The sequence below is a fragment of the Rhizobium bangladeshense genome (assembly GCF_001662075.1).
GTDB classification, from domain to species: domain Bacteria; phylum Pseudomonadota; class Alphaproteobacteria; order Rhizobiales; family Rhizobiaceae; genus Rhizobium; species Rhizobium bangladeshense_B.
Window position 1 is genome coordinate 121,156 of sequence record NZ_LYPL01000005.1, and the last position, 26,197, is coordinate 147,352.

The following is a 26,197-nucleotide window of genomic DNA, read 5'->3' on the forward strand; positions in this document are numbered from 1 at the left end:
TTCTCCCCGCTGGGGAGAAGTGGAGGAGAAGGAAATCCTACATGCTGCTGATCCATTGCCCTTACTGCCAGGAAGAGCGCTCCGAGCTCGAATTCCGCGGCGCGGGTGACGCGCATATTGCGCGGCCCGCAGATATTGCCTCGATCTCGGATGGGGAATTCGAAGCCTATTTCTTTCTGCGTGACAATCCGAAGGGGCTGATATTCGAACGCTGGCGGCACATCCATGGCTGCGGACGTTTCTTCAATGCAGTCCGCGACACGGTGAGCGACAAGTTCCTCATGACCTATCAGGCCGGTGAGCCGAAGCCTGTGGTCGGCGCTGCTGCCGAGAAGCACGCGCCTGTCGAGACATATGAAGCCCTGGAAGGAGAGGCGCAATGAGCGGCGTCAACCGTATCGCCGGCAAGGGGCGCCTGACGCCGGCCAAAACCGCGCGCTTGAGCTTCGACGGCAAGACCTACACGGCGCTCGAAGGCGATAGCGTCGCCTCGGCTCTGATCGCCCACGGTGTGCACCTCGTCGGCCGTTCGTTCAAATATCACCGGCCGCGCGGCATTCTTTCGGCCGGCGCCGAGGAGCCGAACGCCCTGATCGACGTCGCTCGCGATGCAGCACGCAAGCAGCCGAACGTGCGCGCCACAGTGCAGGAAGTCTTCGACGGCATGATCGTCAGCTCGCAGAACCGCTGGCCCTCGCTTGCCCGCGATGTCGGGGCCATCAACAATCTGATGTCGCCGTTCTTCGCCGCCGGCTTTTACTACAAGACCTTCATGTGGCCGCGCGCCGCCTGGAAGCACGTGTATGAACCGCTCATCCGGCGAGCCGCCGGCCTCGGTGTTGCCCCTACAGAAGGCGATCCGGACCATTATGTCAGCCGTTACGCGCATTGCGACGTGCTGGTGGTCGGCGCCGGCGTTGCCGGGCTTTCGGCGGCGCTGGCCGCGGCCCGGACCGGCGTCAGGGTGATCCTCTGCGACGAGCAGCCGGAAGCGGGCGGTGCGCTGCGCCATGATGCAGGCGCCAAGATCGACGGGCAGGACGGCTTCACCTGGGCGCAGAAGACCGTGGCGCAGCTGAAGGCGATGGACAATGTCCAAGTGCTGCTGCGCACGACTGCCTTTGGCTACTACAACCACAATTTCGTCGGCCTTGCCGAGCGCGTCACCGACCATCTCGCCAACCCCGCCCAAGATCTGCCGCGCGAACGGCTCTGGCAGGTCCGGGCCAAGCGGGTGATCCTCGCCAACGGCGCGATCGAACGGCACATGGTATTTCCGAACAACGACCGGCCAGGCATCATGCTGGCCTCGGCGGCGCGGACCTATCTCAACCATTACGGCGTCGCCGTTGGCAAGAATGTCGGCATCTACACGGCGCATGACTCGGCTTATGAAACGGCCTTCGATCTCAAGCGCGCCGGCGTTTCGATCGCCGCCATCGTCGATTGCCGGCAGGCGCCGGGCGCGGCAGTGCTGGCGGAGGCGCGAGCGCTCGGCATCGACGTGCTGGCCGGCCAGTCGGTCATCAATACCGCGGGGCGGCTGCGCATCTCGTCGATGACGGTGGCGCGCAATGGCGGCGGTTCGCCGCGCAAGATCGCCGTCGATGCGCTGCTTGTTTCGGCCGGCTGGACACCGTCCGTGCATCTGTTCTCGCAGTCGCGCGGCAAAGTGGCCTTCGACGCGGAAAGCCAGCGTTTCCTGCCCGGCTCCTACGCGCAGGATTGCCTGTCGGTCGGCGCCTGCAACGGCACCGACGACTTGCAGCGGACGATCGAGGAATCGCTTGCCGCCGGCGAGCTGATGGCGCAGGCCACCGGCGGAAACAGCGGCGAGAAGATCGCAATTTCGGCCGAGCAGGCCTTTGAATGGACGGGCGGCATGATCGGTGCCGCCGAAGGCGCCGGACCGAAAACCAACGGCAAGGCCTTCATCGATTTCCAGCACGATGTCTGTGCCAAGGATATCCGCCTTGCCGTGCGCGAGGGCATGCATTCGATCGAGCACATCAAGCGCTTTACGACGAACGGCATGGCTTCGGACCAGGGCAAGCTTTCCAATATGCATGGCCTGGCGATCGCTGCCGAAATGCTGGACAAGGAAATCCCGCAGGTCGGTCTCACCACCTTCCGTGCGCCCTACACGCCGGTCACCTACGGCACGCTCATCGGCCATTCGCGCGGAGAGTTGTTCGATCCGACGCGCAAGACGCCGCTGCACGAGTGGGAAGAAGCCCATGGCGCCGTTTTCGAAGATGTCGGAAACTGGAAACGTGCCTGGTTCTATCCGCGTGCCGGCGAGAACATGCATCAGGCGGTCGCGCGCGAGTGCCGCACAGCCCGAGAGTCGGCCGGCATCTTCGATGCTTCTACGCTTGGCAAGATCGAGGTGGTGGGGCCGGATGCGGCGAAGTTCCTCAACCTCATCTACACCAATGCCTGGGATACGCTGAAGCCGGGCAAGGCCCGCTACGGCATCATGACCCGCGAAGACGGCTTCGTTTATGACGACGGCGTCGTCGGGCGACTGGCCGAGGACCGTTTCCATGTCACGACGACGACCGGCGGAGCGCCGCGCGTTCTTCACCATATGGAAGATTACCTGCAGACGGAATTCCCGGACCTGAAGGTATGGCTGACCTCGGTCACCGAGCAATGGGCCGTCATTGCCGTGCAGGGACCGAAGGCGCGCCAGATCGTCGAGCCGCTGGTCGAAGGGGTCGACCTCTCAAACGAGGCTTTCCCGCATATGAGTGTTGCGGAATGCAAGGTCTGCGGCGTGCCGGCGCGGCTCTTCCGCGTCTCCTTCACCGGCGAAATCGGTTTCGAAATCAACGTGCCCGCAGATTATGGCCAGTCGGTGCTCGAAGCCGTCTGGGCCAACGCCGAACCGCTCGGCGCCTGCGTCTACGGTACTGAAACGATGCACGTTCTGCGCGCCGAGAAGGGCTACATCATCGTCGGCCAGGATACTGACGGGACGGTTACTCCCGATGACGCAGGCGTTGCCTGGGCTGTGTCGAAGAAGAAGAAGGACTTTGTCGGCATCCGCGGCCTGCAGCGGCCGGACCTCGTGAAGGAGGGACGCAAGCAGCTTGTCGGGCTGATCACCAAGGATCCGAAGCTGGTGCTCGAAGAAGGCGCGCAGGTCGTCGCGAACCCGAACGAGCCGAAGCCGATGACGATGCTCGGCCACGTCACCTCGGCCTACTGGTCGGAAAACTGCGGCCGGTCGATCGCCTTCGCGCTCGTCGCCGGCGGCCGGGCGCGGATGGGCGAGACGCTCTACGTGCCGATGCCGGACCGGACGATCGCCGTCGAGGTGACGGATCTGGTATTCTTTGACAAGGAAGGAGGCCGCATCCATGGCTGATGTCGCAATTCGCAAGCCAGTGCTTGCCGGCCGTCTCGGCGGCTCAGCAACGGTTCGGCTGACGGTGGCACCGCCAGCCAACCGGGTGGCGCTGCGCGCGCCGGCGGAATCGCTTGCCGCGCTTTCCAAAGCGCTCGGTCTCGCCCTGCCGAACGCTCCGAAGACCTCCAGTCGGGCCGGCGCGCGCTCAGCGCTCTGGATCGGGCCGGACGAATGGCTGGTAATCGACGAGGATGGCGCCGATCTGATGGCGGTGCTTTCCGGCCCCCGTGCCGTGCATTCGGCGACGGATGTCTCCCACCGCAACGTGGCAGTCATCGTTTCAGGGCCGGGCGCGGAAAAGACGCTTGCCGCCGGCTGCCCGCAGGATCTGTCGCTTTCTTCGTTTCCGGTCGGCGCCGCCTCCCGCACGATCTTCGGCAAGGCGGAAATCGTGCTTCTGCGCACGGATGAAGAGACATTCCGGGTCGAATGCTGGCGGTCGTTTTCCGACTTCGTCTTCGGGCTGCTCAACGAGGCGGCTCAAGATGCCGGCCATTGAACGCCGACCAGTGCTGCCTGTTTAGGGCGCCCGTTCGGCGTTTCCGATATAGAACGGTCGGCGGCATTTTACGATGCCGCCCTCGGCTATGTCAGGGTCTGGGACGACATCGATCCGGACGGCCACGCGCTTGAAGCGGTCTTCAATTCCGCGAAATCATAGCCGTATCCGGCTCATGCGTCCTCGGGACGATCCTTCGGGTCGAACTGGATGATGGTGATCCATTTTGCCGTCAGGGCCGGCTTCTTCTCGTTTTCGATCTCAATCGTGACATCGTATGTGGTCATCAACATGCCGCCGCCTCGGAAGCGGGCGTCGGAGAGCAGGAAGCGGCCGCGCACGCGGGCGCCGCTTTTGACCGGCGTCATGAAGCGGACGCGGTCGAAGCCGTAATTGATGCCCATGGTCTGCTCGCGCACTTTCGGCAGGCAGTTGTAATTCATCGCCGAGAGCAGAGACAGTGTCAGGAAGCCATGGGCGATGGTGCCGCCGAAGGGGCTTTCGGCGGCGGCGCGCTCGGGATCGACGTGAATGAACTGGTGGTCACCCGTTGCCCCCGCAAAAGCATCGATCATCGTCTGGTCGACGGTAATCCAATCCGAAAGGCCCGTTTCCATGCCGATCAATCCCCGCACGTCGGAGAGTGAAATTTCCGTGCCCATGCATTCCCTCGTCAGATAAGCCCGCCGGGCCAAAGCCTTATCGCGCATTTATGACGATTGCGACAAGGATTTGCGCCAATGCGAGGCGCCGGTCATTTTTCTATGAAAAAGCCGACGGAGCGTGGCTCGACGGTGACTCGGGCGGCGGCCTTCTTCACACCCGCCGGCGTCAATTGGCGCCAGCAAGCTTCGCCTTGCGACGGAAGCGTAAAGAGCTCGCGGCTTTCGGAGCGATTGAAGAGCACGGCAAGCCGGGTGCGTTTGCCTCCTGAGGCCCGGTCACCGGTTGCCAGCAGCATGCCGAGGACGGCGAGCGACGGCGTCTCCCATTCGGCGACCGTCATCGGTTCGCCCGAAACCGAGATCCATTCGACGTCGCCATTTCCTGACAGGAAATCCGTTTCGGAAAAGACGGTGAAGCGGCGGCGCAGCCCGGCGACGAAGGCGGTATGGGCGATGAGATCCTCATCCAATGTCTTCCAGTCGAGCCAGGTGATCTTGTTGTCCTGGCAATAGGCATTGTTGTTGCCGCGTTGGCTGCGTCCGCCTTCGTCGCCCGCCGTCAGCATGATGCTGCCGCGGGTGGCAAAGAGCGTCGATATCAGCGCCATCACATCGTTTTTTCGGCGCCTGCGGATCGATGGGTAGAGCGTTTCGCCTTCGACGCCGTTGTTCCACGAGTGGTTCTCATTGTGGCCGTCGCGATTGTGCTCGCCATTGGCGTCGTTGTGCTTTCCGGCATAGGAGACGAGATCGATCAGCGTGAAGCCGTCATGGGCGGCCAGGAAATTGACGCTGCGCGTCTCTTTGCCGTCATTGCGGGCGAAGATGTCAGAAGAGCCGGCCAGCGCGGTTGCCAGCGCGCCGGTCTTCCACTGGTCGCCGCGCCAATAGCAGCGCAAATCGTCACGAACCCGGTCGTTCCATTCGAGGAAGGGCTGCGGGAAATTGCCGAGCTGGTAACCACCGGGACCGATGTCCCAGGGTTCGGCGATCATGATCCGGTCGGCGAGCACATTATCGGCCAGAATGGCGGCAAGTGTTCCGCCGTCGCGCTCGAAGCCGGTTGCGGTTCGGCCCAGGACGGGCGCAAGATCGAAGCGAAAACCGTCGACGCCGGCGTTGAGCACGAAATGGCGCAGGCTGTCGATGACGAGACGGCGAACTTCGGGATGGTCGCAGGCAAGCGTATTGCCGGTTCCCGTATCGTTGACCAGTTCGCCCGAGCCATTCTGGACATGGCGAAAATAATGCACGTTGTCGAGGCCGCGCAGCGACAGCGTCGTGCCGTACCGGTCGCTCTCGCCGGTATGGTTGAAGACGAGGTCGAGGATAACTGCGATGCCCTCGGCATGGAGGGCGGCGACCGTCTCGCGCAGCTCGGTCATGCCGCCGGGGGCGAGCCGGGGATCGAGCGCCATGAAGGCGACCGGATTGTAGCCCCAGCCATTGGTGAGGCCGAGCGGCGGCAGGTGGCGTTCGTCGATCCAGGCGGTGATCGGCATCAGTTCGACGGCATCGACACCGATCCGCTTCAGGTGGGCGATGACCGAGGGATGGGCAAGGGCGGCGATCGTGCCGCGCTGGTGCTCCGGTATGTCGGGATGAAGAATGGTGAAGGGCCGCACCGCCACTTCGTAAATGAAGCCGCCCGGTTTGAAGAGCGGCTTGGCGACGGCGGCGCGCGTATCTGAGGTGACGATCGCCTTCGGCATCAGATCCTGGCTGTCTTCGCCGTAGATGCCGAGGCGGGGATCGTAGCGGAACGGTCGGTCGATCTCCTTGGCATAAGGGTCGATCAGCAATTTCGACGGATCGAACCACAGGCCGTTGTCCGGCGCGTAGATACCGTCGGCACGATAGCCGTAGCGGGCGCCTTGCCTGAGGCCATCGACGAAGAGGCGATGGACCTGATTGCCGTCGCGCGCCATCGGCAGGCGCGCGAATTCCCTGTTGCCGTCATTGTCGAACAGGCAGAGCTCGACCTGGGCGGCATGATGCGACCAGACGGCAAATTCGACGCCGGTGTCGAAGACGATCGCGCCGGCCTGCGCCGCATTGTTCCCGCGCATGCTTCCCCCAGATCAGGTGATCACGGTTGGCGCGTCGCGTCCCGTGCGTTCCCGAATGCTGGCAACGCTGTCGGCTGCCGCGATGAGATCGGCGAGCGCTTCCTGCGTTTCGATGTTGTGGCGAGTCGAATCCGGCTCGTAACGTTCGATATAGACACGCAAGGTTGCGCCAGACGTGCCGGTGCCCGAGAGACGGAAGACGACGCGGGAGCCGCCTTCGAAGAGGACACGGATGCCCTGATGCTCGCTCACCGATTTGTCGATCGGATCGTGATAGGCGAAATCGTCGGCTTTCTCGACCTTCAGGCTGCCGAAACTCTTGCCGGGCAGGGTTGAAAGCTGGCTGCGGAGATTGTCCATCAGCCCGTTCGCCGCATCGATGTCGAGGCCTTCGTAATCGTGGCGCGAATAATAGTTGCGGCCATAGGTCTGCCAGTGCTGGGTGACGACATCGGCGACGCTCTCTCCGCGCACGGCAAGAATATTCAGCCAGAGCAGCACCGCCCAGAGGCCATCCTTTTCGCGGACGTGGCTGGATCCGGTGCCGGAGCTTTCCTCGCCGCAGATCGTCGCCATGCCGGCGTCGAGCAGGTTGCCGAAGAACTTCCAGCCGGTCGGCGTCTCATACATGCCGATGCCGCGCTTTTCGGCGACGCGGTCGGCAGCACCCGAGGTCGGCATCGAACGGGCGATGCCGGCGAGGCCGCCGGAGTAACCGGGAGCGAGATTGGCGTTGGCGGCAAGAATCGCCAGGCTGTCGGAGGGAGTGACGAAGATGCCGCGGCCGATGATCAGATTGCGGTCGCCGTCGCCATCGGAAGCGGCGCCGAAATCGGGCGCGTCATCACCCATCATCTCATCGAAGAGTTCCTTGCAATGAACCGGGTTCGGATCCGGGTGGTGACCGCCGAAATCCGGCAGCGGCATGAAATTGCGGACAGATCCAGAGGGAGCGCCGAGGCGATTTTCGAAGATTTCCTTGGCATAGGGGCCGGTGACGGCGCTCATCCCATCGAAGGCGATGCGGAAGCCGAGGCTGATCAGATTGCGGATGGCGCCGAAATCGAACAGCTCTTCCATCAGCGCGGCATAATCTTCGACCGGGTCGATGACCGAGAGGATCATGCCGCCGGGAAGTTCGTCCTTGCCGATGCGATCGAGATTAACGTCGGCGAAATCGGCGATCTTGTAGCTGTCGATCGTCTTGGAACGGGCATAGATCGCGTCGGTGATTTTTTCCGGGGCCGGACCGCCATTGTTGATGTTGTACTTGATGCCGAAATCTTCCGTCGGGCCGCCGGGATTGTGGCTGGCAGACAGAATGATGCCGCCGAAAGCCTTGTACTTGCGGATGATGTGGGAGGCGGCCGGCGTCGACAGGATACCGCCCTTGCCGACCATCACCTTGCCGAAGCCGTTGGCGGCGGCCATCTTGACCGCCTTCTGGATGACTTCGCGATTGTAGTAGCGTCCGTCGCCGCCGATGACGAGGCACTTGCCCTGGTAGCCTTCCAGCGAATCGAAGATCGACTGGATAAAGTTCTCCGCATAATTCGGCTGCTGGAAGACCGGAACCTTCTTGCGCAGGCCTGACGTGCCGGGCTTCTGGTCCAGGTAGGGCGTGGTGGGTACGGAGTTGATCATTTTAGGTCACATGCCTTTCGAGACGAGGCTTGAATAGAGGGCAGCGTAGCGTTCGGCGCTCTTCTCCCAGGAGACATCCGATTTCATGCCCTGCTTTTGCAATTGGGTCCAGACTTTTCGGTCCGCGTAAAAATGCATCGCACGGCGGATTGCCTGCAGCATGCCCGTTTCTGTCACGGGTGAGAATTGTATGCCGGTTGCCACTTTCGCCGCAAGGGCGGCGTGATTGGCATCGATCACCGTGTCATTCAGCCCGCCGGTGCGCGCGACGATCGGCACGCAGCCATAGCGCAGACCGTAAAGCTGGGTCAGGCCGCAGGGCTCGAAGCGCGAGGGGATGATTATCGCGTCGCAGCCGGCCTGCATCAGATGCGACATCGGCTCGTTATAGCCGATCGAGACGCCGATGCGGCCGGGATGACGGCTGGCGGAAGCGAGCAGCGCGCCCTCAAGTGCGGCGTCGCCGGAACCGAGCACGACGAGCTTGCCGCCCATGCCGACGATCTGGTCGGCGACGTTGGCGACGATATCCATGCCCTTCTGCCAGGTCAGACGGCTGATGACGCAGAAGATCGGGGCATCGTCATTGTCGAGATGGAAGAATTCGGCGATCGAGCGACGGTTCTCGTCGCGGTTCCTCAGCGTCGTCGGGCCGTAATGGGTGTGGACGACGGGATCGGTTGCCGGATTCCAGATATCGGTGTCGATGCCGTTGACGATGCCGTGCAGATTGTCGATGCGGGTGGCAATCACGCCTTCGAGCCCCATGCCGAATTCCGGCGTCAATATCTCATCGGCATAGGTGGGGCTGACAGTGGTGATCGCATGGGCGGTTTGCAGGCCGCCTTTCAGAAAGCCGGTCGTGCCGTAATATTCGACGCCGTCGATGGCGAAGGCATGATCGGGCAGGCGCAGGCCCGGAAAGATCTCGGAGCCGAACTGGCCCTGGAAGGCGATGTTGTGGATCGTCAGCACGCTCGGCAGTTCCGGCGTCGGATAATAGCGCATGTAGACGGAGGTCAGCGCCGCTTGCCAATCGTGCGTGTGGACCAGATCCGGCCGCCATCCAGGCAGCAGACCGGCGGCGATCTCGGAGGCGGCGAGCGACAGGGCGGCGAAACGGCGCCAATTGTCGGGATAGTCCTTGCCGAGCGGATCGAGATAGGGGCCGCCCGGCCTGTCGTAATAGGCCGGGGCATGGAGGACGAGAAGATCGAGGCCCTCGTGCTGGACCTCGAGAACGGTCGCCTTTTCTCCGAGCAGGTCCGCGAATTCGAGCCTGACGACGGGGTCGCGAATGACCTTCATGACGGCGGGATAGCCGGGCAGGAGAGTCTTGGTTTCGACCCCGAAGGCGTTGAGAGCAGTCGGCAGGGCGCCTGACACATCGGCCAGGCCCCCTGTCTTGATCAAAGGGAAGACTTCGGACGAAACCGAAAGAACTTTCATACGTCAGATATCCAGCTTGTCGATCATCGGTTGCGTGATCAGGCAAATGCCGCTTTCCGTCCGCCGGAAGCGTTTGGCGTCGAGCTCGGCATCCTCGCCGACAACAAGACCTTCCGGAATGACGACGCCGTGGTCGATCACCACATTCTTGAGCTGCGCGCGCCGTCCGATCTTCACATTCGGCAGGATGACCGCCCCTTCCAGCTTGGAGAAGGAATTGGCCCTGACACCGGTGAAGAGCAGGCTCTTGTTGAGGCTGGCGCCGGAGATGATGCAGTCGCCCGAGACGACGGACGACGTGGCCGAGCCGCGGCGATCCTCGTCGTCATGGACAAATTTCGCCGGCGGGGTGATCTCGGCATAGGTCCAGATCGGCCAGGACTTGTCGTAGATATCGAGCTCCGGCACGATCGCCGTCAGGTCGATATTGGCCTGCCAATAGGCGTCGATCGTGCCGACATCGCGCCAATAGGGCTCGTGCTCGAAATCCGAGCGGACGCAGGACTTGGCGAAGCGGTGGGCGACCGCCTTACCGTTCTTGACGATATAAGGGATAATATCCTTGCCGAAATCGCGGCTCGAATTCGGGTCGGCGGCATCGCGGCGCAGCGCGTCGAGCAGGAATTTGGTGTGGAAGACGTAGATGCCCATCGAGGCCAGCGCGAAATCCGGCTTGTCGGGAATGGGCGGCGGATCGGCCGGCTTCTCGACGAAGGCGATGATCTCGTCCTTTTCGTTGACATGCATGACGCCGAAGCCCACCGCTTCCATGCGCGGCACTTCCAGGCAGCCGATGGTGACGTCGGCGCCGGAATCGACGTGCTGCTGCAGCATCCACTCATAGTCCATCTTGTAGACGTGGTCGCCGGCCAGAATGACCATGTATTCGACACCGTAATCCTCGATGATGTCGATGTTCTGATAGACGGCGTCGGCGGTGCCTTCATACCATTGCGTTTCCGAAACGCGCTGGCTGGCCGGCAGGATGTCGAAGCTCTCGTTGCGCTCCGGGCGGAAGAAGTTCCAGCCGCGCTGCATGTGGCGGATCAGCGAATGCGCCTTGTATTGCGTGGCAACGCCGATGCGGCGAATGCCCGAGTTCAGGGCGTTCGACAGAGCGAAATCGATGATACGGGCTTTGCCGCCGAAATAGACGGCCGGCTTGGCGCGCCGGTCGGTGAGTTCCTTGAGACGGCTCCCCCTGCCTCCCGCCAAAACATAGGCCATTGCATCGCGGGCAAGTGGCTGAATACGCTTTTCTACCATTTTCTCCTCCCACCAGTCTTAATTTTCAGGTTCAAGCATGATCGTTGCCAAAGGCGGCAGCGTAATCGAGCAGGTGATGTTGCCGCCGGCATCGACGGCCTGCACGCGCCCGCCATTGCCCTTGCCGCTGCCGCCGTAGATGTCGGCATCGGTATTCAGAATCTCCCGCCAGCGGCCCGCCATTGGCAGGCGGATCGAATAATTCTCGCGATAGACGGGCGTGAAATTGGTGATGACGGCAATCGGCTTCTGGCCCGGCGCCTTGCGCAGCCAGGCAAAGACGGAATTCTCGCCGTCGTCGGCAACCAGCCATTCGAAACCTTCGCCCTCGCAGTCACGCTCATGCAGCGCCTGTTTGCTGCGGTAGGTAAAGTTGAGGTCGCGCACCAGGCGGCGCATGCCCTCGTGCATACGGTATTGCAGCAGGTTCCAGTCGAGCGACTTCGCTTCGCTCCACTCGCTCCACTGGGCGAATTCCTGGCCCATGAACAACAGTTTCTTGCCGGGATAGCCCCACATATAGGCGTAATAAGCGCGCAGATTGGCGAATTTCTGCCAGTCGTCACCCGGCATTTTGGCGATCAGCGAACCCTTTCCGTGGACGACCTCGTCATGCGACAGCGGCAGGACGAAATTTTCCGAATAAGCATATAGCAGGCCGAAGGTGAGCTCGTTGTGATGGTGTTTGCGGTGCACCGGATCGCGTTTCATGTAGCTCAGCGTGTCGTGCATGAAACCCATGTTCCACTTGAAGCCGAAGCCGAGGCCGCCTTCGTGGACGGGCTGCGAGACCTTCGGCCATGACGTCGATTCCTCGGCGATGGTCATGACATTGGGATGCTGGCCATAGATGCGGGTATTGAGGTCCTGCAGAAAGCGGACAGCTTCGAGGTTCTCGTTGCCGCCATACTCGTTCGGGATCCATTCGCCGTGTTTGCGGGAATAATCGAGATAGAGCATCGAGGCGACGGCATCGACCCGCAGGCCGTCGAGATGGAACTTCTCGGCCCAATAGAGGGCGTTGTTGACGAGATAGGAAACGACTTCGGTGCGGCCGAAATTGTAGATCGCCGTGTTCCAGTCGGGATGGAAGCCCTTGCGCGGGTCTTCGTGCTCATAGAGCGCCGTGCCGTCAAACCAGCCGAGGCCATGCTCGTCGGTCGGGAAATGCGCCGGCACCCAGTCGAGAATGACGCCGATGCCGACCTTGTGGCAGCCGTTGACGAAACGGGCAAAACCTTCCGGCTCGCCGAAGCGGGCGGTCGGCGCGTAGAGGCCGGTCGTCTGGTAGCCCCAGGAGGGATCGTAGGGATGCTCGGTGATCGGCAGGAATTCGATATGGGTGAAACCCATGTCGACGCAGTAGGGGATGAGGCTGGAGGCGAGCTCGTCCCAGGACAGCATGGTGCCGTCCTGCCGGCGCTGCCAGGAGGCGGCATGCACTTCATAGATGGAGATCGGCTGGCGGCGCTTGTCGGTCTCGCGCCAATGCTTCAGATGGGCCTCGTCCTCCCAGACCTGTTCCAGCTCGGCGGCGGCGACCGAGGCGGTCTTCGGCCTCAGCTCGCTGCGCCGGGCGAAGGGATCGGCCTTCAGCGGCAGCAATACGCCGTCATGGCCGCGGATCTCGAATTTGTAGGCGGCGCCGATCGGCACATCAGGGGCAAAGATCTCCCAGATGCCGCTGTCGGCGCGCAGCCGCATGACGTGGCGGCGGCCGTCCCAATTGTTGAAATCGCCGACGACCGAGACGCGCTGCGCATTCGGGGCCCAGACGGCGAAGTGCATGCCCTGGGCGCCGTCATGGCGGATGAGGTGAGCGCCCATCTTGTCGAACAGACGCAGATGCGAGCCTTCGCGGGCGAAATAATCGTCCATCGGCCCAAGCACCGGCCCGAAGCTGTAGGGGTCGGTGACGGCCCATTCGGCATCGCCGCGCCGGGCGCGGTAGCGCACCGGCTGCAGCCTGGTCAGCGAAACGCGGCCGGCGAAGAAGCCGTCGGCATGCAACTGCTTCAGCTCGCCGATGACGGCGCCGTCGAGCGTCATGGCGGTCACATCTTCGGCGCCCGGGATGAAACACCTGGCGACGAAGGCGTCGCCGGCCAGGTGGACACCGAGGACGGCAAAGGGATTGGAATGCGAGCCGGCAAGGATCGCCGTGATTTCATCTGCCGAAATTTCCCAGGAACGCTTTACTTCAGGGATGGTTTTCGGCGTTCTCATCCGGCTCTCCAGATTTCGTCTGCATATTGCCTGATCGTGCGGTCAGAAGAGAACCAGCCCATCCGCGCCGTATTGTTGATCGTCTTGGTGTACCAGTCGGACTGGTTGGTCCAGATCTGGTCGACGTCGCGCTGAGCCTGGGCGTAGGCGTCGAAATCGGCGGCGACCATGAACCAGTCGTGCGAATAGATGCCGTCGATCAGCGCCGTGTAGCGGTTGCGATCATCGGGCGAGAAGACGCCGGAGCCGATGGCGGAGAGAGCCTGCGAGAGTTCGCGCGAGCCCTCGATGATGGCGCGGGGATTGTGGCCGTCGCTGCGGACCTTGGCAACCTCGTCGGCCCTGAGGCCGAAAATGACGATGTTGTCTTCGCCGACATTGTCGCGCATCTCGACATTGGCGCCGTCGAGCGTGCCGATCGTCAGCGCTCCGTTGAGGCCGAACTTCATGTTGCCGGTGCCGGATGCCTCCATGCCGGCGGTCGAGATCTGCTCGGAGAGGTCGGCGGCCGGAACCATGACCTCGGCGAGCGAGACATTGTAGTTCGGCACGAAGACGACCTTCAGCAGGCCGCGCACCGACGGGTCGTTGTTGATGGTGCGGGCGACGTCGTTGATCAGCTTGATGATCAGCTTGGCGTTGTAGTAGCTCGGCGCCGCCTTGCCGGCGAAGAGTTTGACACGCGGCACCCAGTCCATTTCAGGATGCGAGCGGATCTGGTCATAGAGGGCGACGGCTTCGATGATGTTCAGCAGTTGACGCTTATATTCGTGGATGCGCTTGATCTGGATATCGAACATCGCCGACGGATCGAGCTTTACACCCATGCGGCTGGCGACGAGGTTGGAGAGCGCCACCTTGTTGGCCCGCTTTATCGCTGCGAATTTCTGCTGAAAGCTCGGATCGGAAGCATGCGCCTCGAGCGGGCGCAGCTTTTCGGCATCATCGAGGAACTCGTCGCCGATCGCCTCGCGGATCAGACCGGTGAGGCCGGGATTGCACTGCTGCAGCCAGCGGCGCGGCGTGATGCCGTTGGTCTTGTTGTTGATGCGGTCGGGATAGAGCTTGTGCAGATCGGCAAAGACCGTGACCTTCATCAGATCGGTGTGCAGGGCCGAGACGCCGTTGATCGAATGCGAGCCGATGAAGGCGAGGTTGCCCATGCGCACGCGACGGTCGCCGCTTTCTTCGATCAGCGAGATCGAGCGGATTTCGCTGTCGGAAAAGTTCTTGGTCTTGCGGGCATCGAGCAGGATCTTGGCGTTGATCGCATAGACGATCTGCATGTGGCGCGGCAGCAGGCGCTCGAACAGCGGCACCGGCCAGCTTTCCAGCGCTTCGGGCAGAAGCGTGTGATTGGTATAGGAGAAGGTGTGGCGGGTGATCTCCCAGGCCTGTTCGAAATCCATGCCGTGCACGTCGCAGAGCAGACGCACGAGTTCGGCGACCGAGACGGCGGGATGGGTGTCGTTCAATTGGATCGCTACCTTGTCCGGCAGCGAGGTGAAATCATCATATTGCTGCAGGTGGCGGCGCAGGATGTCCTGCAGCGAAGCGGACGAGAAGAAGAATTCCTGACGCAGGCGCAATTCCTGACCGGCCGAGGTTGCGTCGGCCGGATAGAGAACCCGGGTCAGACTTTCGGCCTTGTTGCTTTCGCGCAGCGCGCCGATGTGGTCGCCGGCATTGAAGGCATCGAGCAGGATCGGATCGATCGGCTGCGCCGACCAGAGGCGTAGCGTGTTGACGCGTTTGCCGCGCCAGCCGACGGCCGGCGTGTCGAAGGCGGCGGCGATGACGCGCTCGGCCGGTTTCCAGACGTAGCGCGGCTGGTCGTCATGGGTGGTGATGAATTCGACGGAACCGCCAAAGCCGATTTCATAGGAGCTCTCGCGACGCTCGAACTCCCACGGATTGCCGTGGGCGAGCCAGTTTTCGGGCAGTTCCACCTGCCAGCCGTCGGCCAGCTGCTGGCGAAAGAGGCCATGGACATAGCGGATACCGTAGCCATAGGCCGGGACGTCGACGGTCGCCATGCTCTCCATGAAACAGGCGGCGAGACGACCGAGGCCGCCATTGCCGAGTGCGGCATCCGGCTCAAGTCCGGCGATGACGTTGACATCGACGCCGAGCGAGGCGAGCGCATCGCGCACCTCTTCCATCAGGCCGAGATTCGAGATGGCGTCGCGCATCAGGCGGCCGATCAGGAATTCGAGAGATAGATAGTAGACGCGCTTGGCGCCCGTCGCATAGACCTCACGGGTGGAGGCCATCCACTTGTCGATGATGCGGTCGCGCACTACCAGAATCGTCGCCGTCAGCCAGTCATGCGGCTTTGCCACCTTGGCGTCCTTGCCGATGCGGTAGGTCAGACGTTCGATGATTTCTTCAGCGAGAATTTCCGGCCTTGAACTGCGGGGAGCGGGAGAAGGGATAACCGGCTTGGAAACGGTATTCATGGTCAGATCTCGCCAATTTTAATTTGGTTTCAGGGTGTTATGCCTGATTTAATCGATTTGTCGCTTGCGCGGACCACAGTTTATGCATCGTTAGGAAGCACTTGCAACAAAGGATTTGGGCAAACGAAAAATTTGCGAAACCTTCATATTCACGGGGTTCGAGCGGATTGATTACAAACGTTTTTCCCGATCGGATGGATGGGTAGCGATCACGAAAAGCCGCGCCGGTTTGTTCCGGCGCGGCTTTTTTGATCGGCTTTCGACTGGCGGTATCGTCAGTTCGTCAGGCGCGTTACCTGTGCGGAGGCCTTCGCTCCGATCGCCTTGAACGCGGCGAGTAGGTCTTCCATTTTTTCCGCCTGGAAATAGTGGGAGCCGTCTGAGGCGCAATACTGCAGCAGCGCTTGTCCGCCCGGGGGCGCCATGAAGGCGATCGTATAGATCTCGATGCCCTTAGACTTGGCAGTGTCGCATGTCGCCTTGGTCAGCGTGTCATATGAACGGCCGCCGCTGCTGTCGTTGTTATTGTCGCCGTCCGTCATGAAGACGATGTACTTCTTGGGTATCTGGCCGGTCTTCAGCTTGTGGGCGGAATCTTCGGCGTCGTTCCCTGCGGCATTCTTAGCGACCAACGACGTGTAAGCCGTGTTCATTGCGCCGCTTGAATTCGTGCCGCCATTCGCCTGAAGTGCGTTGACATAGCTGGTTACACCGGTAATTCCCCAGGCGAGGCTGCTAGCTGGGTATTCAATGATATCGTAGGATACTGCGCCTGTGCGTACATATTCGGCATTAGGATCGGCGCTATTGAGCTGAGCAAAAAGATTGCCCGCGGCGAGCTTCAGAGCTTCTATTTTTGTGTAATAACGCGTACGCGTGCCGGTGCAGGTGTCGTAGACTGTCTTACCTTTGTTGTTGAGGTGAGGGTTGCATTTATAGGTGTATGATTCCGTCGTCACGGTGGTGGTAGGCTCTCCCATCGACCCCGATTTATCGAGTGCGAGGAACATAGAGATCGAGCCTTGGGTCTGTGAATGGCCGCCGACCGTCGTGCCTGATGTCGAAAGGTGCTGCGTGGTGAAGCCGACCGCCTGCATCAGCGGATTGACCGTCAGGTCGTAGCTCGGCGAAACCGTCACCTGGTAGGATGTCGAATTTCCCGATGTGTTTGTCTGCACGCTAACGCCCGTCGCGCTTTTAATATCGACGCCGCTTTGCAGATAATTCGCCATTTGCCCCGCGACGAAATTCCGCGCGAAGGCTTCGGCCTGAGAGGATTGGATCGTGCCATTCGCCAGCGCGGTGGCGGTGGCAAGCGCCGCCGAATCGGCGGCTTCCTGCAGTTGCTGCTTGGAGAGCAACATATCGCCAACATGGACCGCCATGCCGGCAGCGCCGAGAAGAACCGGCGTCAAAACCGCCGTCATGATACCGAAATTACCGCCTCGATCGCTGAACATGCGACGCAGGCAGGGAAGCAAAATGGAGGTGCTCATCATGTTCACCCAACTGGAAACCCTGTCAGGTGATTAACGCATGCTGGTTCTTTACGGCGACCTTACGGCGTCAATAGAATTTTAACGAATCGCCGGTTTTTTCCAGTTTTGGGATTGGCTTATTTCAGCGGGATCACGTCGACCGCCTGGACCGCGCGCTGGCCGCCATAGCTTTTCAACACACCGATAACGGGGACGACGTCGGAATAATCGCGTCCATAGGCGACGACGATGTGGTCGGTGCCGGCGGGGATGTCGTTGGTCGGGTCGAGCTCGATCCAGCCGATCGTCTCGCCGCACCAGATCCTGACCCAGGCATGCATGGCATCGGCCCCTTCCAGCCGTTCCTTGCCAGGCGGCGGGATGGTGCGCAGGAAGCCGGAGACGTAACCTGCCGGAATGCCGAGGCTTCGCAGCGCCAGGGTCATGATGTGGGTAAAATCCTGGCAGACGCCGCGCTTCAGCTTGAAAGCCTCGAGCGGCGTCGTGTCGACCGTCGTCGCGTCGGGATCGTAGGTGAAATCCTTGTTGATGCGGGTGCAGAGCGCATGGGCGATCTGCATCGCCGTCAGATCGGGCTTGGCGCAGCTTCGTGCATAGTCGGCGATCTCGCGCGTCTGCGTCAGGCGCGGGCTGTCGCCGAGAAAGTGGTGCGGCGAATCCGGCGCCAGCGACCAGATGCCTGCTATCTCCTCGGGCAGGTTGGCAAGCAGCGGCGAGAAATCGGCGGCGATCGGCTGGCTCTCGACCTGCACGCGGGCCTGCATGCGAATATCGAGCGCCTCGTGCGGCGCGCGCAGCATGAAGGAGGTGGCGGGGTGTTGAAAGAAATCGGCGAAATGCGACTGCTCGTCCGGCGTCGGCGAAATCGTGATGGAACCGGCGACCAGGCGTTGCCGGTTGGTCAGCGACAGCGGCATCAGGCGCATGATATGGCGAGCGCCGGATGCCGGGACGTCGTAGATGTAACTCATGCGGAGCGAGAGGTCGTAAAGCACTGCCGTCACCCGAGATAGGTCTGGGCGAGCAGGTCGGAAAGCTGCTCCAATTCGCGTTCGAACCGCTGATAGACCTCAGGCCCCATGCCCTCCGGCGTCATTACCGCCAGACCGGAATGAAGCCGCATCGCCTCGCGGTAGAAGGGCGACATCTGGCCGTTGATCAGGGCATTCGGCAATTGCTCGACCTCGTGGTGGATCTCGTTCACCTGGAAGAGCACCGAGCGCGGGTTGAGCGGATCTAGCGCCAAGAGGTCGGTGACCGTCAGCCGCGCCGTATTGACGTTGTAGCGGCGGCGGTGGGTCATGACGCTGTCGCCGATCTCCAGCAGCATGTCGAGCGCGCCGTCGGGTGCTTCCGGGCCGGACATGTGGCCGAGGAGGCGGGTCATGTGCAGGCCGCGCTCAATATAGCGGCCGAGCGAGAGGAAGCGCCAACCCATGAAGCGATACATGTTCTCGTGCACGAGGCCGGCAAAACCGGCGAGCTTGCGCAGAAGAATGGTCATCGCGTGGCTGGCGTCGTCGCCGGCAGTGACGGTGACACGGAAACGGCGGGCGGTCTTGGCGAGATCGTTGAGCGCCAGCCAGCCATCCGGCGAGAAACGGTCGCGAATGTTGCTCGCCGAATAAACTGCGCTTTCGATGTTGCGCAAAAGCGTTTCCGGCACTGCCTCGGCAGTATCAATATCGACGGCGGCGAGATAGGCCGAGACATCGGCGAGCAGCGGCTGGCTCGGATCGGCGGCCTCGGCATAACGCGCATGCCAGGCGCGCAGGATGCGCAACGCCCCTTCGGCGCGTTCGATGTAGCGGCCGAGCCAGAACAGGTTGTCGGCCGCCCGGCTCGGCAGGCTGCCGGGCATGTTGCGGGTGAAGCTGCCTTCGGCCGGCAGCAGCGTGTGACGCTCGACCGGTTTGTCGCTGACGATCCATACATCGGCGGCCGCGCCGCCCGACTGCATGGCGATCGCCGCGACATCGGCGCCGGAGCCGATGCGGGCAAAACCGCCGGGCATGATCTGCCAGCCGTTTGCGGTGCGGGCGGCGAAGACGCGCAGCGACATCGGCCGCGGCACCAGCTTGCCGTCCACCCAGGCGGGCGTCGTCGAGAGTGTGACGACCTCCTGGCCGACCAGCTTGGGTCCGTCCGAACTCAGCCAATCGGTGATGGAATCCCTAGCGGTCGCCCGCAGCGACGAGCCGAGCACGGACTCGCCGTCGTCATCGAAGAAGGGCGCCCGGGAATAGGCCGGGCCGATCACCATCTTCTCGATATTCTTGGCGACGTGCTCGCGCTCTTCCTCCTGGCCGCACCACCAGGTCGCAATCGAGGGCAGCCGCAGATCCTGCCCCAACAGACGGCGGCAGATGGTCGGCATGAAGGCCAGAAGCGCCCGGGTTTCGAGAATGCCGGTGCCGAGCGCATTGACGATGGTGACGCTTTCGGTGCGCAAGGCTTCGACCAGGCCGGGCGTGCCGATATGCGAATTCTGGTTCAACTCCAGCGGGTCGGCGAAGGCGGAATCGAGACGGCGCCAGAGCACGCCGATCGGCTTCAGGCCGGCGACGGTGCGCACCATCACGCGGCCTTTGACGACGGTCAGATCCTCGCCCTCGAGCAGCATGAAGCCGAGATAACGGGCAATATAGGCATGCTCGTAATAGGTCTCGTTGGCCGGGCCCGGCGTCAGCACGGCGATGCGGTCGTCGCCGGAATGTTTCATGCCCTGCAGCGCATCGCGGAAGGCGCCGAAGAAGGAGGCGAGGCGGTGGACCGGGGTTTCGGCGTAGATGTCCGAGAAGGCGCGGGTGGTGGCGACGCGGCTTTCCAGCGCGAAACCGGCGCCCGACGGCGCCTGCGTCCTGTCGGCGAGCACCCACCAGTTGCCGTCAGGCCCGCGGCCGATCTCGAAAGCGCAGAAATGCAGGTAGTGGCCGGATGCAGGTCTGATGCCGGAGAGCGGGCGCTGGAATTCGGGATTGGCGGCGATCAGCGCCGGCGGCAGGACCCCTTCCTCCACCAGCCGGTTGTCGCCATAGATATCGGCGACGATCGCTTCCAACAGATCGGCGCGCTGGACGAGGCCCGCCGACAGCGCCTGCCATTCGCGCTCGTCGATCAGCACCGGGATATGCGAGATCGGCCAGGCGCGTTCGCCGGTGCCCTTGCTGCCATAGGCGCGGTAGAAGACGCCGGCATCTCTGAGGTAGCGGTCGGCGCGGGCGAAACGTTCGGCGAGATCCTTTTCCGGCATTGCGATCAGATGCGAGAGGAAACGCTGCCAGACGGGGCGGACGACGCCATTGTTGTCGACCATCTCGTCGGCGGTGCCGGGAAGCGGCGCATAGTCGAAGGACGCATCCTTGCCGATGCGAACCTCTGCCTCACCCTTGCGCTCCGCTGCGGGCCTTTTACCCATCAAAACTCACATCCCAACCCCGGCCTCAGCCCTTGGCCTCGATCCGGCTCAAATTCCGACGGGCCGCCGCAGATCCAGCGTCAGCGGGAAATCAAGCGAACCCGTCTCGGCGCGCGGGATATAACCGCCTGCCGTATGCCCCCACGGTTCGAAGCGGGCGAGCCGCCTTGCTTCCGCCTCGTTGCCGTTGACCGGGAAGGTGTCATAGGTCCGGCCGCCCGGATGGGCAACATGATAGATGCAGCCGCCGATCGAACGCTTCGACCATGTATCATAAATGTCAAATGTCAAAGGTGTGTTGACCGGCAGCACGGGGTGCAGGCCCGAAGCCGGCTGCCATGCCTTGTAGCGGACGCCGGCGACCGATACGCCGGAGGTGCCGGTCGGCGTCAGCGGCACGATGCGGCCGTTGCAGGTAACGGTGTAGCGCGCCATATTGCTGGTTTCGAACCGCACCTGAAGCCGCTCGACGGAGGAGTCGACGTAGCGCACGGTGCCGCCGACCGCGCCTTCCTCACCCATGACATGCCAAGGCTCCAGCGCCTGGCGCAGTTCCAGCTTCGAGCCCTCGTATTCGACTTCGCCGCAGAAGGGGAAGCGGAATTCGAGTTGGGCCTTGAACCATTCCGGGTTGAGGTCGAAGCCGTTTTCGCGAAGATCGGCGAGCACGTCGAGGAAATCGGCCCAGACGAAATGCGGCAGCATGAAGCGGTCGTGCAGGGTCGTGCCCCAGCGGACGAACTTGCCGTTGACCGGGTTGACCCAGAAGCGGGCGATCAGCGCGCGCACCAGCAATTGCTGGGCAAGCGACATGCGTGCGTTCGGCGGCATCTCGAAGCCGCGGAACTCGATGAGGCCGAGCCTGCCGGTCGGGCCGTCGGGCGAAAACAGCTTGTCGATGCAAATCTCGGCGCGGTGGGTGTTGCCGGTGACATCGGTCAAGAGATTGCGGAACAGGCGGTCGACGAGCCATGGCAGCGGCGGCTGACCGCGGCCGGGAGCCGCGATCTGCGCCATGGCGATCTCCAGCTCGTAGAGGCTGTCGTGGCGAGCCTCGTCGATGCGCGGCGCCTGGCTGGTCGGGCCGATGAACATGCCGGAGAAGAGGTAGGAGAGCGAGGGGTGGCGCTGCCAGTGGAGGACGACGCTCTTCAACAGATCCGGACGGCGCAGGAACGGGCTGTTGTTCGGATTGGCGCTGCCGACGACGACATGGTTGCCGCCGCCAGTGCCGGTATGACGGCCGTCGATCATGAATTTGTCGGCGCCGAGCCGGGTGGCGCGCGCCTCCTCGTAAATTGCCGTGGTGATATCGACGCAATCCTTCCAGTTGGATGCCGGATGGATGTTGACCTCGATGACGCCGGGATCCGGGGCGACGCGGATGACGTTGATGCGCTCGTCCTGCGGCGGCGGATAACCTTCGATATGGACGGGAAGCTTGAGCTCGGCGGCAGCGTTTTCGGCAGCGGCGATCAGCTCAAGATAATCCTCGATCCGCTCGACCGGCGGCATGAAGACGCAGAGCCTGCCGTCACGCGGCTCGACCGACATGGCGGTGCGCACGGCGCCGCCGATTTCTCCGAGCGTCTGTTCGATCCGGCTGCGATTGTTCTCGCCGGCGTGGAAGGAGGCTTCCGGCATGGCGCGGCCGGCCGGTACGAAAACGTCAGGCAGCGGTTCGCGCGGGATCGTCGGATCGGCGGGATGGATATAGGGATAGCGTGCCGGGGGGACATAGGGCAGGGTGCCGAGCGGCAGGCGGTAGCCGATCGGGCTGTCGCCAGGCACAAGGAAGATCCTGCCGCGGCGGGTGCGCCATTTCTCGCTGACCCAGACCCGGCTTTCGGCGGCCCTGGCGTTCCATGCCTGGACCGGAAGGATGTAACCGGTGGGGACGGTGAGGCCACGATCGAAGACGCGGGCGATGCGGTTGCGTTCCTCGGGATCCTTCAGCTTCGAATTCGCCGGATCGACATTGTCGGGAAGATTGCCTTCCTTGATGATCCAGTCGGCCGGATCCTCAAAGGCCGGCTGCACCATGTCGGGCTTGATCGCCAGTTCTTTTGCGATCGCCGTCAGCAGCTTTTCGGCATCCTCGGCCGCGACACCGGTATCCCTGCCTTCGGCGGCGACCAGATCGAGGTTCTGCCAGATCGGCTTGCCGTCGCGGCGCCAGTAGAGCGAGAAGGTCCAGCGCGGCAGGCTTTCGCCCGGATACCATTTTCCCTGGCCGTAATGCAGAAAGCCGCCGGGAGCGAAGCGCTCCTGCAGCCGGCGGATCAGGCTGTCGGCCTTTTCGCGCTTGGTCGGGCCGACGGCGGCGGTGTTCCACTCTTCGGACTGGAAGTCGTCGATCGAAACGAAGGTCGGCTCGCCGCCCATCGTCAGGTGTACGTCCTCGGCTTCGAGGACACGGTCGACCTTCTCGCCGAGTTCGTTGAGCTCCTCCCAGCTTTCGTCCGAGAAGGGCTTGGTGATGCGCGGATGTTCGGCGACGCGAGAGACCTTCATGTCGAAGGCGAATTCGGTTTCGGCCTCGCCGAAATACCCGCCGGAGATCGGCGCGGCATTACGGTAATGCGGCGTTGCGGCCAGCGGAATATGGCTTTCGCCGGTCAGGAGGCCGGAGGTCGGGTCGAGGCCGACCCAGCCGGCACCCGGCAGATAGACTTCCGCCCAGGCATGCAGATCGGTGAAATCGACTTCGGTGCCGGAGGGGCCGTCGAGCGCCTTCAGATCCGGCGTCAGCTGGATGAGATAACCGGAGACGAAGCGGGCGGCAAGGCCGAGATGACGCAGGATCTGGACGAGCAGCCAGCTGGTGTCGCGGCACGAGCCCTTGGCTGTTTCCAGCGTTTCCTCCGGCGTCTGCACGCCGGCTTCCATGCGGATGACATAGCCGATCTGCCGCTGCAGGCGGGCATTCAGGCCGACGACCATATCCACCGTCGACTGGCCGGGCGACCAGTCGAGCGTCGGCAGCAGCGCCTTCAGGCGCGGGCCGGCCGGCTCGGGCGTCATGTAGATCGACAGATCCTCGCGGATCGTTTCGGGATAATCGAAGGGCCATTTGGTCGCTTCTTCTTCGACGAAGAAGTCGAACGGGTTGTAGACCGTCATGTCGGCGACGAGGTCGACCTCGATCTTGAACTCCGTTACCGGGTCCGGGAAGACGTAGCGGGCGAGATAGTTGCCGTAGGGATCCTGCTGCAGATTGATGAAGTGGTTGGAGGGCGTGACCTTCAGCGAGTGGCTGAGCACCCGCGTCTTCGAATGCGAGGCCGGTTTCAACCGGATAATCTGGGGGCCGAGGCGAACCGGCTTGTCATAGATATAATGCGTCAGGTGATAAATGCTGGCTTTGATCGACATATTTCTCTTTTATCCGGCGCGCATCGTCGTGCGTCTTGCTGTTCCCAAAGTCAGTCTGTGCAATGCAGCGAAAGAATGCAAGGTGCAAAGGCCGGGGTGGTGGCGGCTTTTACGGCGCCTTGGCAAAGGTAACGGCCACCTTCAGCCCGCGGCAGCCCGTGCCGGGTTCGAGTATTATGACGGCGTTGAAAAGATTGGCAATTTCTTCAACGATGGGCAGGCCGAGGCCGGCGCCGGGCGCGGCGGAATCATTGCCGCGCGAAAAACGGCGGCGCACCGCCTCCAGTTTCTCGCGCGGAATGCCGGGGCCGTTGTCCTCGACTTCCAGGCGGACCGTCTCGGCGGCGGCGATGACGCGGACAGTGACTTCAGCCCCCTTGCCGGCATAGGCGATGGCATTGCCGGCAAGATTGCGCAGCATTTCGCCGATCAGCAGCGGCTCGGCGCGGATCATCGCCGGGCTCTCACCCTCGAAGCCGAGATCGATGCCGGCGACGGCAGCGGCCGGGATCTGTTCGCCGGTAATTTCCTGGGCGATGGCGGCGAGATCGATGGCAGAGGCGGTCAGCGCCTCCTTGGCCGTGGCGGCGTCGATCTTCGCCATCAGCAAAAGCTGGGCAAGGATGCGCTCCGCATGCGCAACGGCCTGGTCTCCCTTCAGCGCTGCCGCCTGGGCCTCACCGAGTGAGCCAGCGCGGGCCGAAAGCGCAAGCTGGGTGCGGATAATCGCCAGCGGCGTGCGCAACTGGTGGCTGGCATTGCCGGTGAAATTGCGCAGCGCCTCGAGCGCCGACTCCAGGCGGACCATGAACGAGTTCACCGTATCGACCAGCGGCTCGACCTCGCTCGGCACGGTTTGTTCGATCGGATGCAGATCGTCAGGGCTGCGTTCGCCGATGGCGTCGCCGAGCTTGTAGAGTGGGCGGAGCGCCACCGTGACCGAGATCCAGACGATGACCGCCGCGCCGGCGATCATGACGGCGAGGCGCAGTGCCGAACGCACGAGGATCGCCTGGGTCAATTGCCGGCGGGCGATGGTGGTTTCGGCGACGGTCACGACGAAGGGCACCGAGCGGATGCCGGTCGAGGCGGAGCGTTCGAGCGTGGCGATGCGGATCGGCTCGCCACGAAAGGTGTCGTCGGCGAAGGCCGCCGCACCGCTCGGTGTCTTCTGCAGGACCGGCAGAGCCTGGTAGCCGGTGATGAATTGGCCCGGCGGGCCGTCGACGCGGTAGAAGACGCGGTCCTGCGCGGCCGAGGTCAGCATTTCGAGCGCGACATAGGGGATATCGACCTGCAGCGTGCCGTCTTCGGCGACGACGACGCGTTCGGCGATCGCGAGCGCGGAGCCGGCGAGAACTCGGTCGGAGACGATGTTCGAGGTCTGCACAGCCTCGCGATAGGTGTCGGCAAGCGCCAGCATGCCGATGACGGCCGTGGAGACGAGCAGCCAGAAGAGCAGCCGGCGCCTGAGAGAATAGGCGGCCTTCATGAAACCTCGGGCAGCTTGTCGAGATAATAGCCGATGCCGCGGGCAGTCTTGACCGTCAGGCCGTGCGGCGAAAGGCGCTTTCTCAGCCGGCTGACATATTGCTCGATGGCGTTTGCGGAAATGTCGTCGTCGAAGGCGGTCAGCGACTGTATGATCGCCTCCTTGGCGACGACCTTGCCGGCCCGCATGAAGAGGATTTCGAGCAGGCCAAGTTCTCGGGCGGGAATATCAAGAGGGGTGGAACCGGCGGAGAAGGTACGGGAATTGAGGTCGAAGGAAATGCCGCCGAAGCCGACTGTCGCCGAACGCAGCCCGGCCTGGCGGCGCAGCAGAACGCGCACACGGGCCTCGAATTCGGCGATGTCGAAGGGCTTGATCAGATAATCGTCGGCCCCGAGATCAAGGCCTTTTACCCGCTCCTCCGGCGCTCCCCGCGCCGTCAGGATGAGGACGGCCGCCTGATTCTGCCGGGCGCGCATGGCGCGCAGCACGTCGAGCCCGTCCATCTCGGGCAGGTTGAGGTCGAGGATGACAAGGTCGAAATTTTCCGCCGCGATGACGGCATTGGCGGAGGCCCCGTCATGGACCACATCGACGGCATGGCCCGTGCCGCGCAAGATCGCCGAGAGCCCGTCTGCCAGCGCGATATTGTCTTCGGTGAGCAGGATGCGCACGGATGTTCCCCTGTTTTTCAAGCGACGTTACAGGGGTGAAGACGGGT

General features: G+C 62.8%; 16 protein-coding genes and 1 pseudogene. 4 read left to right on the forward strand and 13 right to left on the reverse strand.

Annotated features, from left to right (window positions below; translation table 11 throughout):
• Nucleotides 1–41 precede the first annotated feature (41 nt).
• The 4 genes and pseudogenes from A7X77_RS12325 to A7X77_RS33060 all read left to right on the forward strand — a co-directional run.
• Complete coding sequence (locus tag A7X77_RS12325) at nt 42–383, forward strand: sarcosine oxidase subunit delta (RefSeq protein WP_064683205.1); 342 nt, start codon at nt 42–44, stop codon at nt 381–383.
• Nucleotides 380–3,373: a sarcosine oxidase subunit alpha gene (locus A7X77_RS12330; RefSeq protein WP_064683206.1), complete on the forward strand. Its 2,994-nt coding sequence runs from the start codon at nt 380–382 to the stop codon at nt 3,371–3,373. The genes A7X77_RS12325 and A7X77_RS12330 overlap by 4 nt, the downstream gene beginning before the upstream one ends.
• Nucleotides 3,366–3,914, forward strand: a complete 549-nt coding sequence (locus tag A7X77_RS12335; protein WP_064683207.1) for a sarcosine oxidase subunit gamma — start codon at nt 3,366–3,368, stop codon at nt 3,912–3,914. Before A7X77_RS12330 ends, A7X77_RS12335 begins: the two co-directional genes overlap by 8 nt.
• 48 nt (nt 3,915–3,962) lie before the next feature.
• Nucleotides 3,963–4,031, forward strand: a pseudogene (locus A7X77_RS33060) (VOC family protein); the annotation flags it as partial.
• Between the two features lie 56 nt (nt 4,032–4,087).
• Here the strand turns inward: A7X77_RS33060 and A7X77_RS12340 are convergent.
• The 13 genes from A7X77_RS12340 to A7X77_RS12400 all read right to left on the reverse strand — a co-directional run bounded on the left by A7X77_RS12340 (nt 4,088) and on the right by A7X77_RS12400 (nt 26,150).
• The gene (locus tag A7X77_RS12340) at nt 4,088–4,576 is read right to left on the reverse strand and encodes a MaoC family dehydratase (protein ID WP_064683208.1); all 489 of its coding nucleotides are present in this window, start codon (nt 4,574–4,576) and stop codon (nt 4,088–4,090) included.
• 92 nt (nt 4,577–4,668) lie between these two features.
• The gene (glgX, locus tag A7X77_RS12345; RefSeq protein WP_064683209.1) at nt 4,669–6,648 is read right to left on the reverse strand and encodes a glycogen debranching protein GlgX; all 1,980 of its coding nucleotides are present in this window, start codon (nt 6,646–6,648) and stop codon (nt 4,669–4,671) included.
• Between the two features lie 12 nt (nt 6,649–6,660).
• A complete protein-coding gene (locus A7X77_RS12350) occupies nt 6,661–8,292 on the reverse strand; it encodes an alpha-D-glucose phosphate-specific phosphoglucomutase (protein ID WP_064683210.1) in 1,632 nt (543 codons plus the stop codon).
• A 6-nt stretch (nt 8,293–8,298) separates the two neighbouring features.
• Nucleotides 8,299–9,741, reverse strand: coding sequence for a glycogen synthase GlgA (gene glgA, locus A7X77_RS12355; RefSeq protein ID WP_064683211.1), 1,443 nt, complete (start codon nt 9,739–9,741; stop codon nt 8,299–8,301).
• 3 nt (nt 9,742–9,744) lie between these two features.
• Nucleotides 9,745–11,007 (reverse strand): glucose-1-phosphate adenylyltransferase, encoded by a 1,263-nt coding sequence (glgC, locus tag A7X77_RS12360; RefSeq protein ID WP_038691304.1) that lies wholly within the window; start codon nt 11,005–11,007, stop codon nt 9,745–9,747.
• An 18-nt stretch (nt 11,008–11,025) separates the two neighbouring features.
• Entirely contained in the window at nt 11,026–13,233 is a 2,208-nt protein-coding gene (gene glgB / locus A7X77_RS12365) for a 1,4-alpha-glucan branching protein GlgB (RefSeq protein ID WP_064683212.1), read from the reverse strand.
• Nucleotides 13,230–15,692 (reverse strand): glycogen/starch/alpha-glucan phosphorylase, encoded by a 2,463-nt coding sequence (locus A7X77_RS12370; RefSeq protein ID WP_064683213.1) that lies wholly within the window; start codon nt 15,690–15,692, stop codon nt 13,230–13,232. The genes glgB and A7X77_RS12370 overlap by 4 nt, the downstream gene beginning before the upstream one ends.
• Before the next feature lie 275 nt (nt 15,693–15,967).
• Nucleotides 15,968–17,188, reverse strand: coding sequence for a pilus assembly protein (locus A7X77_RS12375; RefSeq protein ID WP_064683214.1), 1,221 nt, complete (start codon nt 17,186–17,188; stop codon nt 15,968–15,970).
• A 119-nt stretch (nt 17,189–17,307) separates the two neighbouring features.
• The gene (locus A7X77_RS12380; protein WP_064683215.1) at nt 17,308–18,195 is read right to left on the reverse strand and encodes a transglutaminase family protein; all 888 of its coding nucleotides are present in this window, start codon (nt 18,193–18,195) and stop codon (nt 17,308–17,310) included.
• Nucleotides 18,192–20,609, reverse strand: coding sequence for a circularly permuted type 2 ATP-grasp protein (locus A7X77_RS12385; protein WP_064683216.1), 2,418 nt, complete (start codon nt 20,607–20,609; stop codon nt 18,192–18,194). Before A7X77_RS12385 ends, A7X77_RS12380 begins: the two co-directional genes overlap by 4 nt.
• Nucleotides 20,610–20,657: 48 nt before the next feature.
• Entirely contained in the window at nt 20,658–23,984 is a 3,327-nt protein-coding gene (locus A7X77_RS12390) for a DUF2126 domain-containing protein (RefSeq protein ID WP_064683217.1), read from the reverse strand.
• 109 nt (nt 23,985–24,093) lie between these two features.
• Nucleotides 24,094–25,476 (reverse strand): sensor histidine kinase, encoded by a 1,383-nt coding sequence (locus A7X77_RS12395; protein ID WP_064683218.1) that lies wholly within the window; start codon nt 25,474–25,476, stop codon nt 24,094–24,096.
• Complete coding sequence (locus A7X77_RS12400; protein ID WP_064683219.1) at nt 25,473–26,150, reverse strand: response regulator; 678 nt, start codon at nt 26,148–26,150, stop codon at nt 25,473–25,475. Before A7X77_RS12400 ends, A7X77_RS12395 begins: the two co-directional genes overlap by 4 nt.
• Nucleotides 26,151–26,197: the final 47 nt, after the last annotated feature.

Bases quoted from the DNA above. Each gene is read 5' to 3' on its own strand.
- A7X77_RS12350 (WP_064683210.1), bottom strand. From the start codon at position 8,292: ATGATCAACTCCGTACCCACCACGCCCTACCTGGACCAGAAGCCCGGC.
- glgB (WP_064683212.1), bottom strand. From the start codon at position 13,233: ATGAGAACGCCGAAAACCATCCCTGAAGTAAAGCGTTCCTGGGAAATT.
- A7X77_RS12325 (WP_064683205.1), top strand. From the start codon at position 42: ATGCTGCTGATCCATTGCCCTTACTGCCAGGAAGAGCGCTCCGAGCTC.
- A7X77_RS12395 (WP_064683218.1), bottom strand. From the start codon at position 25,476: ATGAAGGCCGCCTATTCTCTCAGGCGCCGGCTGCTCTTCTGGCTGCTC.
- A7X77_RS12335 (WP_064683207.1), top strand. From the start codon at position 3,366: ATGGCTGATGTCGCAATTCGCAAGCCAGTGCTTGCCGGCCGTCTCGGC.
- A7X77_RS12370 (WP_064683213.1), bottom strand. From the start codon at position 15,692: ATGAATACCGTTTCCAAGCCGGTTATCCCTTCTCCCGCTCCCCGCAGT.
- glgC (WP_038691304.1), bottom strand. From the start codon at position 11,007: ATGGTAGAAAAGCGTATTCAGCCACTTGCCCGCGATGCAATGGCCTAT.
- A7X77_RS12340 (WP_064683208.1), bottom strand. From the start codon at position 4,576: ATGGGCACGGAAATTTCACTCTCCGACGTGCGGGGATTGATCGGCATG.
- glgA (WP_064683211.1), bottom strand. From the start codon at position 9,741: ATGAAAGTTCTTTCGGTTTCGTCCGAAGTCTTCCCTTTGATCAAGACA.
- A7X77_RS12330 (WP_064683206.1), top strand. From the start codon at position 380: ATGAGCGGCGTCAACCGTATCGCCGGCAAGGGGCGCCTGACGCCGGCC.
- A7X77_RS12390 (WP_064683217.1), bottom strand. From the start codon at position 23,984: ATGTCGATCAAAGCCAGCATTTATCACCTGACGCATTATATCTATGAC.
- A7X77_RS12385 (WP_064683216.1), bottom strand. From the start codon at position 20,609: ATGGGTAAAAGGCCCGCAGCGGAGCGCAAGGGTGAGGCAGAGGTTCGC.
- A7X77_RS12375 (WP_064683214.1), bottom strand. From the start codon at position 17,188: ATGAGCACCTCCATTTTGCTTCCCTGCCTGCGTCGCATGTTCAGCGAT.
- glgX (WP_064683209.1), bottom strand. From the start codon at position 6,648: ATGCGCGGGAACAATGCGGCGCAGGCCGGCGCGATCGTCTTCGACACC.